At 69.1% G+C, this 9,010-nt stretch carries 9 protein-coding genes and 2 pseudogenes; 3 read left to right on the top strand and 8 right to left on the bottom strand.

Features of this window, described 5'->3' with window-relative positions; all coding sequences use genetic code 11:
- Positions 1 to 455 precede the first annotated feature (455 nt).
- From ABT300_RS38145 to ABT300_RS38130, 4 genes are all read right to left on the bottom strand, one after another.
- Positions 456 to 680 carry a dTMP kinase gene (locus ABT300_RS38145; protein WP_351686035.1) on the bottom strand — a complete coding sequence of 75 codons (225 nt, stop codon included), beginning with the start codon at positions 678 to 680 and terminating at the stop codon, positions 456 to 458.
- A 47-nt stretch (positions 681 to 727) separates the two neighbouring features.
- A complete protein-coding gene (locus tag ABT300_RS38140; protein WP_351686033.1) occupies positions 728 to 1,528 on the bottom strand; it encodes a hypothetical protein in 801 nt (266 codons plus the stop codon).
- Between the two features lie 527 nt (positions 1,529 to 2,055).
- Positions 2,056 to 3,006: a PIN domain-containing protein gene (locus ABT300_RS38135; protein ID WP_351686031.1), complete on the bottom strand. Its 951-nt coding sequence runs from the start codon at positions 3,004 to 3,006 to the stop codon at positions 2,056 to 2,058.
- 93 nt (positions 3,007 to 3,099) lie between these two features.
- Positions 3,100 to 4,107, bottom strand: a complete 1,008-nt coding sequence (locus tag ABT300_RS38130; protein ID WP_351686029.1) for a DNA polymerase Y family protein — start codon at positions 4,105 to 4,107, stop codon at positions 3,100 to 3,102.
- 66 nt (positions 4,108 to 4,173) lie between these two features.
- Between ABT300_RS38130 and ABT300_RS38125 the strand changes: the two genes are divergently transcribed.
- A complete protein-coding gene (locus ABT300_RS38125; RefSeq protein WP_351686027.1) occupies positions 4,174 to 4,497 on the top strand; it encodes a DUF6233 domain-containing protein in 324 nt (107 codons plus the stop codon).
- Positions 4,498 to 4,797: 300 nt separating this feature from the next.
- Here ABT300_RS38125 and ABT300_RS38120 read toward each other — a convergent pair whose 3' ends face one another.
- The 3 genes from ABT300_RS38120 to ABT300_RS38110 form a co-directional block, all read right to left on the bottom strand.
- On the bottom strand, positions 4,798 to 5,004 hold the full coding sequence (locus ABT300_RS38120) for a DUF6417 family protein (protein ID WP_351686025.1): 207 nt from the start codon (positions 5,002 to 5,004) through the stop codon (positions 4,798 to 4,800).
- Positions 5,005 to 5,281: 277 nt separating this feature from the next.
- Entirely contained in the window at positions 5,282 to 6,235 is a 954-nt protein-coding gene (gene ku, locus ABT300_RS38115) for a non-homologous end joining protein Ku (protein WP_351686023.1), read from the bottom strand.
- Between the two features lie 184 nt (positions 6,236 to 6,419).
- Entirely contained in the window at positions 6,420 to 7,022 is a 603-nt protein-coding gene (locus ABT300_RS38110; protein WP_351686021.1) for a lamin tail domain-containing protein, read from the bottom strand.
- Between the two features lie 459 nt (positions 7,023 to 7,481).
- Between ABT300_RS38110 and ABT300_RS38105 the strand changes: the two genes are divergently transcribed.
- Together ABT300_RS38105 and ABT300_RS38100 are read left to right on the top strand one after the other, a co-directional pair.
- Complete coding sequence (locus ABT300_RS38105) at positions 7,482 to 7,841, top strand: Tn3 family transposase (RefSeq protein ID WP_502978080.1); 360 nt, start codon at positions 7,482 to 7,484, stop codon at positions 7,839 to 7,841.
- Between the two features lie 222 nt (positions 7,842 to 8,063).
- Positions 8,064 to 8,447, top strand: a pseudogene (locus tag ABT300_RS38100) (GNAT family N-acetyltransferase); the annotation flags it as partial.
- A gap of 420 nt (positions 8,448 to 8,867) precedes the next feature.
- On the opposite strand, the pseudogene ABT300_RS38095 reads toward ABT300_RS38100, so the two are convergent.
- A pseudogene (locus ABT300_RS38095) lies at positions 8,868 to 9,010 on the bottom strand (lamin tail domain-containing protein); the annotation flags it as partial.

Below are 9,010 nucleotides of genomic sequence, written 5' to 3'. Positions count from 1 at the left end.
CCACCCCCCAGGTCATCCGATCGACAGGGGGCAACAGTCATGCCGGGCCCGGAGGCCAGCGGCCCTGTTGCAGGACCGCGAAAAACATAACGGGGTAAACCCCACCCCCGCTGAGGGGCCCTCCTCGCTGCCGAGGGGTGGTCGGGTTGGTTACCGTCCCTCTGTCGATTCGTAGCTCCCGCGAGGTACCGAACTCATCCGCCGGGACTATGTCGTACGACCCATAGCGCAACCCTTGGCGCAACATCCAGCGCAACAGATGGGCGCGCCCCCTGGCGCAACCTGGGGCTCCTGGTCGTCCGAGGCGCGCGGTCACGCGGCCTGGACGGCTCGCCGGGTGCGGGCCGCTGCTGCAGATACAGGCGTCGCTTCGGCATGCTTCCGGCGTACTGCCGCGAACCGAGTGCGCCCAGTCGCACGTCAACGGCGCCCCCGCCACGGGATCCACACGCACCCTACGGATCGCGTCGGCTGTTGGTCAGCAGGGTGCTCAGGTACCAGGTGTGCGCGCTCAGAAGTTTGATGGCGCGGTCTGTGCCGCCCGGAAGGAAAGGCAAGAAGACCAAGGCTGGGACCGCCGCGGCGAGGGCGACCAGCACGGCGGGGCTGAGAAGGGCGACGAGCAGGACGCGCTGGAGCGCGCCGACGGTGCGGGCGGCGGGGAGCCAGGGTGGAAGCATGGACGTCTCCTGCGTCAGGGCAACATGAGTCCGAGGTGCGTCACTCGTCAGGCGCGGGATTGGCAGGCGCGCCGAACCTGTTCGGCGCCGAGTCGCTTGACCTTGCGGCGGACCCGCTCGCCGAGCGCCTCCGAGTCGGTGGCATAAGTAGCGCCCGAGAACACCTCCGGGTGAGTGGCTGCAGCAGCCGCTGCAGCCTCGGCCCAGGTGGCACCTTCTCCTTCGGCGTACGCGAGTGCTACTAAGCGTTCGGCTTGTTTCAGGCCGTGGAGTACGCGGTTGAGCCGGTCGTCCTCGAACACACCGCCCGACGTGTGTGCGAGCAGGTCGACTTCGGCGGCGACCAGGTCGTACAGCGACAGTCCGCTGCCGAGGTCGGCATCCAGCGACAGCACTCGCCCATGCCGGGTACGGCGTCGCCATAGCGGAATCGACTGCCGGTGCAGGGCGCGCGCCTCTGCCTTGAGGACGCCTAGGACCGTGGGGGGCAGCTTGTCGCCGGGGACCTTCAGGGAATCGCCGCACCAACTGCCCAACAGAGCGGTGGATACGGCCTCCCGCCAGCGCTCGCTGCGCGGAAGCAGCAGCACCCGTGCACCGAAGCGGTCCAGCTTAGGCAAGCAATCATCGAGATGAGGAAAGTCACCGGAGGACCAATCAACGTCCCCACGGGCAAGGGAGCGAGCTCGAAGCGCTTCCACCACGTCGGGCACACGAGAACCGGATGGTATTTGGAAGGGGGCCTTGTCCCAGGAATAGGGCACGCGGACGGTGCCGTCTTCGTCGGCGATGACGTGGTGTACCCAGCCCCCCGAGGGATAGGGGGTGGTGTGGACGGTCTCGGTCATGGCGCAGGCTCCTTGCTGTGGAGTGCCGGTCTCCCTTCGGTCCTGCGCGGAGGCACGACCAGCAAAGAATTTTATTTCCTTCCTGCGGTGCAGGTCAGGCGTGCGGCCGGGCGCCCCGTGTGTTGAGGAGGCCGACGAACTCCACGTCGGTTGCAGCCTGGCCGGTGGCCGCGTGCGTGCTCCGCGTCGAAGGATTCCTGGTCCAGAGCGGGGAGGTTCGTGGAGCAGGGCGGCCGCTGGCATTAATCACAAGTCCTGGGTTTTGGCACAGATCTTGGCGAATCATCGCAGAGCGTGACGTCGTTCTTCGATTGCGAGGAACCGGTGCGTGCGAGACGGCATACGGGCCTAGGCGTCAGACCGATAGTGACGCTCCATCAGGTGCATTCTGTTCGCCGAGCCGTTCTCCCGGCTGGCTTCCCTCGAACAGCTTCACCGGGTAGGGACTGACCGTACGGGCTGGCCCTCGTGAGGCGCTGCCGGGCCCTTTCTCTGTTCTGGAGCAGCCTTGCCGGACGTGGTGCTTCTCAGCTGGTCGTCGGAAGCTCAGGGTCGGCCTGTCGGGCGCGCCGCTGCGCACGTATGCCGGTGCCGGGCTTGTCCTGGGCCGACCAGTCCGGTTCGTCCCCGGGGTCCTTCGTCGCCACCTTGGTCGCCTTCAGCCCGGCGGCTCGGGCCCGGGTGTGCTGACTCGTATCGCATGTCAGAAACCGAACGTCGCGGCCGGCCAGGCCCTGGATGGCCACGGTTCGGTCGATGATCTCGTCGTCGGCGCGGTCCAAGCGGACGTGGCCGGGGGGATCGAGGACGATCTCCACGGTGACCCTGTCGCGGGTCTCGCCGTCCTGGGGGGTGTGTGCACCCTCGTTTAGGAACCCGTGCGTGTGGCCGTCGAGGACCTCGTCGAGGCGGCCGAGCGTGTGGGCTGCACGCCAGCGGGCTCGGTGTTTACTGGCGTCCTTGAGGTCGTCCAGTTCGTCGACCACCACGATCGGGAACAGCAGGCGCACGAATTCCCAGCGCCGTACGTCGAGGATCTTGTGCAGGTTGAGGTCGGCCAGCTTCACTTCGTTCTGGATGTAGAAGCTGGAGTCGGCGACGACGAAGGCCTCCCTCATGTTCCACTGGCTGATCTGCGTGTCCAGCGCGTCCACGGCCGCCTCGAAGGCTTCGATGCGTTCGGCCACCTCAAGTTGCACGAGACCGTTCACCAGACGCTGCTGGGCGGAGCCGGCGAGTGTGCCGCAACTGGCCAGCAGGGCCTTGTACCGGGCGGTGAACACGAGTTGTTCGAGGTCCCTGTCACTGACCTGGGAGCGCAGCATCCGTGCCGCCTCGGTGGCCCACTCCAGGTACGTCAGCAGCCCCTCGAAGGCGTTGCCGTAGGACCGTTGCAGGTTCTGCGCCGTGGTGTGCACATCGCTGAGGACTTTGCGAATGTTGATCCGGTCTGCGCCCCGACGGGGTGATATGAGCATGCGCTGATCATGTCAGCGCGGCCCGATGGAGCGCCTCGGTTTTCCCAACACGGCCGACATCACCGGGTCCCATCGGAGGGGATTGTGAGTGGCTCACGAGGCACGTCGGAAGACGGTGGCCGGGCCGATGAAGCGGGGGCCGAACTTGTCGCGGACGCGGTCAATAGCCGCTTCGGCGACCAGTCGGGCTTCGCGGGTGTCGTCGAGGCTGATCTGCTGAGTGACCTGGTCGGCGTCGATCAGGTCCTCTCCCTTGAGCGCCAGGGCGGTCAGGCGGCCGCGTTGCAGGCCGGCGGCGTCCATCAGCCGGTAGACGAGGGTGCGCAGGTCGTCGTCGTGCGCGGACGGCTCTGCGAGTCGGCGGGTCTTCTCCCACGAGGTGCCGCCGGCGAACTTCAGCACCAACGTCAGGCCACGGGCTGCCTGCCCGCGCCGGCGCAGAAGGTGTCCGAGCTGGACGACGAGGTCGAGCAGAGCGGCGCGGACGTCGGCACCGTCCAGGGTGTGGCGGGGGAAGGAGCGGCGCACGGTTGCGGCGGCGGGCAGGGTGCGCGGGGTGACGGGGCGGGGGTCGGTGCCGCGGGCGCGGTCGGCGGCAGTGCGGCCGGCGCCCCTGCCCAGCAGGCGCTGGACGGTCTCGGTGGGTATGGCGGCGAGCAGGCCGATGGTGTGGATGCCGTAGTCGTGGAGTGCGGCTGCTTGGCGGGGGCCGATGCCGTGCAGGGCGTCGACCGGCAGCGGGCCCAGCCAGTCGGTGACCTGGTCGGGGGCGACGGCGAGGACGCCGCCGGGCGCGTGGATCTGGCCGGAGGCGGTGGCAGCGACGGTGATGGACGGCCCGACACCGATGCGCAGGTCGACTCCCAGGCGGGACAGGGTGCGCACCCGCAGTACCTCCCCCAGCTGGCGGGCATCCGTGCCGTGGTAGCGCAGGGCGCCTTTCAGTTCCATCAGGGCCGCGGTCGGAGGCAACGCCTGCACGACCGGGGACATACCCGCCATCTCCTCCAGGACCTGCCGGTAGGTCTCCTCCGGCAACCGGTCGGGGCAGCGCACATGCATCACCGTGCTCTGACCCGTCGCCTGCTGCTGTCCCGTCATGACGTGCACCTCCGACCCTCACGTTATCGAACGGAAAATCGAACACACTAGGCCGGAGCTTCGATCATGGCCATAGAATCAAAAATGTGTTCGACGATCTGCCGCCCGATCTGGAGCGCCTGCACACGCTGCGGGTGTGGCACGCCATGTGGCTGGCCCGCATCGACGCGAAGATTAAAGCTGTGCGGCAGCGGCAGACTGAGATCGAGCGGGGCCGGGCGCGCCGGCCGCCGCGGCGTCGAGCTCAGCATCGGCGCCGGCCGGCCGCCCGTGCAGGTGCATGCCGGCGACTGTTGCGCGGCGGGCAAGCGCCGTCGGCCCGTCGACCGCGTCGCCTGCTCGCCGACGGCCTGCGCGCCTGTACGCACTGCCGGCCCGACACCCGCCTGAACGTCATCGACTTGTCCGACGGCCCCACCCCGCCACAGCGCCCCTGCCGTCGGAAGGACACCACCGATGCACCCCGCTCCCCCACCACCGATCACCGAGCCCGACCCGTCCGCCCTCGTCTGTCTGGGCAGCCAGGTCGGACCCTGTGCCGTCTGCCAGCGAAAGACCCACAAGTACGGGCACGGCGGCATGCCGCTATGTAAGTGGTGCGCGGCGCCCGTTCTTGACCAGTGGGGTACGCGCGTGCGTCGCCTCAGCAGCCGCCCCTGACCCGCGTCCGACGGCCGGCCGACGGCGGCATCAGTCGGCGGAGGGGATGCGGGCGCCGAGTTCCCGCACCAGGCGGTCCGCCACCCCCGCTACCGTTCCGCCTTCCTGCGCCACCGTGCGCAGCACGTGGAGCAGGTCGTACGCCTCGTCCAGTGTCAGCAGACGGAGCCGCTCGACGTCGTGTTCCACGGGGGCGAAGTCGATCTCGTCGAGGTCAAGGCAGTCATAGCCGTCCATGAGCTGGGCAACGTCCTCGGAGGTGCGCAGGTCACGGCGGAAAACAGTTGCGGCCCCGCGCGGCGTCGTCGCCGGCCCGGGGCCGCGGAGGAAGGGGTGTGGTCGTGGAGGGCGGTCGCCTGCGCGGCGAAAGGGCTCTGCGTTGCTTCAGCCGGACGATCGGCCCGGCCGGCATTCCCCGCCCTCATCGTCGGGCGGGGCTCCCGTCCCGGCTCGGGGGAAACACGGAACGGGAGTCCCGCCTCCATCTTCCCCGCCGGGCGGCCGTTCGGATGCGTCACGCGCTGCGCGGTCTGCGCGCAGCCGTCTTCTTCGCGGCCTTCTCGGCCCCGGTCGCCTTCTTCGAGCCTGCCGCCGTCTTCCTGGCCGGCGTCTTCTTCGCGCTCCTCTTGGCCGTGGCCTTCTTCTGCGGCTGCGCGAGGTCGTGGACGTCGGCGCCGACGGTCTCGCCGCGGGAGGCCTGCGCCTTGCGCACCGACTCCTGCAGCGCGGCCATGAGGTCCAGGACCTCGCCTGGCTCCTTCGGTTCCGGCCCCTCGGGCAGCGGCCTGTCCTCCCGCTTGGACTCGATGATCTTCGCCACGGCCTCGGTATAGGAGTCGCGGAACTCGTCCCCCTCGAGGTCCTCGCGGGCCATGGTCTCCATCAGCGCCAGAGCGCCCTCGATCTCGCCGTCGGAGACCTCCACCGCCGGCGGCAGCAGCTCGGCGGGGTCGCGGATCTCGTCCGGCCAGCGCATCGCGTGCAGCACGATCGCGTCCTCGCGCACCCGCAGCAGCCCGAGGCGTTCGCGGCCCGACCACGCGTACTTGGCGACCGCGACCTTCGCCGAACGCGCCAGGGCCAGGCGCAGCAGCTTGTAGGGCTTGGCCGCGACCTGCCCGGCCGGCTGCAGGTAGTAGCCCTCCGCGATGCGGATCGGGTCCACCGACTCCAGCGGCACGAACGCCTCGATCTCGATCGCCTTGGCCGTGGGCAGCGGAAGGTCGCGCAGTTCCTCGTCGCTGATCGGGACGACCTGGGTTTTCGTCATCTGGTAGCCCTTGCCGATCTCCGTCTGGGAGACCTCGCGGTCCTCGATCTCGCACACCTTGCGGGTGCGGATCCGGCCCATGTCCTCCAGGTGGTACTGGTGGAAGTGGATGCTGTGGTCCTCGGTCGCGCTGACCACGTTGATCGGCACCGTGACCAGGCCGAAGCTGATCGCGCCGGACCAAATCGTTCGGGGCATGGCTGACCTCCGCGACGGCCCCGAGCACCTCCCAGCCTACGAACACCAGCAGCTCCCGGCACGGGGGCTGCCTTCGGACGTGAAGCGGCGCGCGACCGGACCGCACCGCCGGGTCGCGCGCCGCCGACATGTCACGCCGCGCAAGCGATCCCACATCGCTCACGGGCTCAGAAGGCTGGTCGGGTCAGCGACGGAAGTCGCCGCCCTGGTGGTGACGGCGGTCGCCGCCGTGGTGACGGCGGTCGTCCCGGGACCCCTCGTCGCCGGAGCGGCCGTCGTGACGGCGGTGGCCCCAGGACTCCTCATCGGCGGAGCGGCCGTGGTGGCGGCGGTGGCCCCAGGACTCCTCGTCGACGATGCGACCGTCGTCGTTGCGCAGGGTGGCGGTGTCGTGGTCGTTGCTCCACACGTAGGCGCGGCGGTCCTGGTAGAGGTCGGTGCGGGTGTCGCGGCCGACGCCGGTGTGGATGCGGACGGTGGCGCGGCCGGCCAGGCGGTAGTCGTCGAAGGTGTAGGTCTTGCCGGAGGCGTCCTCGAGGGTCCAGCCGTCGAGGTTGACCGTGTGGCGGGTGGTGTTGGTGAGCTCCACCCACTCCCTGTTCAGCGAGCGGTTGGAGCGGTCGTCGGGTCCCGGGGAGTCGGCCTGGACGGCGGAGATCTCCACCCTCTCCCGAGCCGGACGATGATCGGCCGCGGACGCCGGCAGCGCCGCCACCGAGACGAGGGCGCCCGCCGCGAGAGCGGCGGCAGCGAGGCGACGGGCGGTGACGGAAGCGGAAGCGGACACGAGTCTCCCTGACAGTGCGGGCACCCCCTCCACGAACGGCCCTGCGGCCGACGCGGGTGGGATGCGGTGTGCGGGCGGCGGCCGGACCGGCCGCGCATACACACTCTGTCCACTTCGCGTGGGATTTGGGCAGAAAACATGGCCCGTGTTACCTGTTGCCCATATTTCCATGACTCTTGATTGCATTCTCCATCTATGTCGCTGGTGCGTGGGGTTGACGGCGTGCCAGGTCCGGTCCCCTTGGGGGCGTTGGTCGGACCCTCGCGCTTGCCAGGTCACGCCACCCCAGCGCGGCGCGGACCGTCACTCGAAAGTGCGTAACAGCCCTACCCCGTGAGCTCGGCACGCTAGACGTCGGGATATTCGGGGGTGCCGCCCGGGGAATCGGTGCGGATCAGGGTCCGGCGCCCGCGCCGACGTCGACCTGCGCCCAGGAGATCCACGAGGGGCCTCCAGATCGTGGAGAACTGGAACAGCGCGAACAATGATCTCTTCTACGGCAAGGACGGTGATCTCGCCGGCCAGCCAAGGAATCCCAGGAGGTGTCCATGCTCGCCCTCCACCTACTCCAGTTCCGCCCTGGTCCATGTCAATACGCTGCTGATGCAGCAGGTCCTCGCTGACCCGAAGCGGGCCGACACCCTCACCGCCGCAGACCGGCGGTCCCTGCCCCCGCTGTTCTGGACACACGTCCACCTCTACGGGCGGTTCGAGCTCGACATGAACAGCCGTCTCGACCTGGACCTGACCGCCCGGTACCAGCAGCGCCCCGACCACGTATCCCCGAGGGCGAGCCGGCCACCGCACGCTGACCGGTGACTCGATCCAATGAGTGGGGACAATGGGCCTCATGAACGCATTACCCATGCTGTCTGCCACTGAGATCACCACGGATCGTCTCCGGCTGCGAAAAACGTACGACGCCGACACCGACGGCCTCATCGAGCTCCAGACCGATCCACAGGTCCGTGCCCACCTCGGCGGCCCGCGGCCCCGTAGCGACGTCGAGCAGTATTTCGGCGCGAACGGCTCAGCGCCTATGCAGACAAGCCCGGTACCTACGTCATCGCCGAAAAGAAGACCGACCGGTTCATCGGGACACTCGTACTCGGCCGCCGCTCCGCGGACTTTCCCGGACACGTCGCCAAGGAAGGCGGGGAGCTGGAGCTGACCTACATGCTCCGGCGCGGAAGTTGGGGTGCGGGGCTGGCATTCGAGGCCGCCACGGCTGTGTTGCGCGCCGCCGTCGACGAGCTTCCCGACCAGCCGGTCCTGGTGGTGACCCAGACGGCCAACGAGCGTTCCCTCAAGCTCGCCACCCGTCTCGGCTTCCAGCTCATGGGCAGCTTCGAGGCGCATGACGCGGAGCAAACCCTCGCTGTAGCCGACCTGCACTCGTTCAAGGCCCGAGTTCCTGCCTCTTGACCCACGCTGAAAGGAGGGCAGCCATTACGCCCTACGACGCACGGCAGGCTCACGCTCGGCAATGAGCCGGGCGACCGCGTCGACGCCGGGGCGGGCATACCGCCCCAGGGAGCGGACTGAGGCGTGGCGGGAACGGGCCAGCAGCATCGGAGTGAAGGTGCCGCTCTTGGCGTAGTGGGTGAGGGCGCTGTGGCGAAGCCGGTGCAGGGTCCAGGCGTCCAGATCCTCAATGTCCTCGGGGGGAGGCGAGCGGCAGGGGCACGGTTCTGTCGTTCGGGGCACCGCGAGCGCCCCCGGCACGCCATTCTCTCCCTCGCACAGGACGAAAAACGGCGCGCCGCCCCAGATGCAGGCAGCGCGCCGTTGAAAGTCATGGCGGTGGTGATCTCCGCATGACGGTCACTGTTGGAGGGTGGGGGGTCAGTGGCGGCCGCCGCGGCGGTGGCCCCAAGACTCGTCGTCGACGAAGCGGCCGCGGTCGTCGCGCAGGGTGGCGGTGTCGTAGTCGTTGTTCCACACGTAGGCGCGGCGGTCCTGGTAGAGGTCGGTGCGGGTGTGGCGGC

It is taken from the genome of Streptomyces sp. NPDC001027, from assembly GCF_040299045.1.
Classification (GTDB): domain Bacteria; phylum Actinomycetota; class Actinomycetes; order Streptomycetales; family Streptomycetaceae; genus Streptomyces.
The sequence above is the reverse complement of the archived record's forward strand: the minus strand, read 5'-3'. Positions and strand labels throughout refer to the sequence as shown.

What these genes read in the sequence shown, in the direction of transcription:
- ku (WP_351686023.1), bottom strand. Translation starts at nt 6,235, where the DNA reads ATGCCCCGAACGATTTGGTCCGGCGCGATCAGCTTCGGCCTGGTCACG.
- ABT300_RS38140 (WP_351686033.1), bottom strand. Translation starts at nt 1,528, where the DNA reads ATGACCGAGACCGTCCACACCACCCCCTATCCCTCGGGGGGCTGGGTA.
- ABT300_RS38145 (WP_351686035.1), bottom strand. Translation starts at nt 680, where the DNA reads ATGCTTCCACCCTGGCTCCCCGCCGCCCGCACCGTCGGCGCGCTCCAG.
- ABT300_RS38125 (WP_351686027.1), top strand. Translation starts at nt 4,174, where the DNA reads ATGGCCATAGAATCAAAAATGTGTTCGACGATCTGCCGCCCGATCTGG.
- ABT300_RS38135 (WP_351686031.1), bottom strand. Translation starts at nt 3,006, where the DNA reads ATGCTCATATCACCCCGTCGGGGCGCAGACCGGATCAACATTCGCAAA.
- ABT300_RS38120 (WP_351686025.1), bottom strand. Translation starts at nt 5,004, where the DNA reads ATGGACGGCTATGACTGCCTTGACCTCGACGAGATCGACTTCGCCCCC.
- ABT300_RS38130 (WP_351686029.1), bottom strand. Translation starts at nt 4,107, where the DNA reads ATGACGGGACAGCAGCAGGCGACGGGTCAGAGCACGGTGATGCATGTG.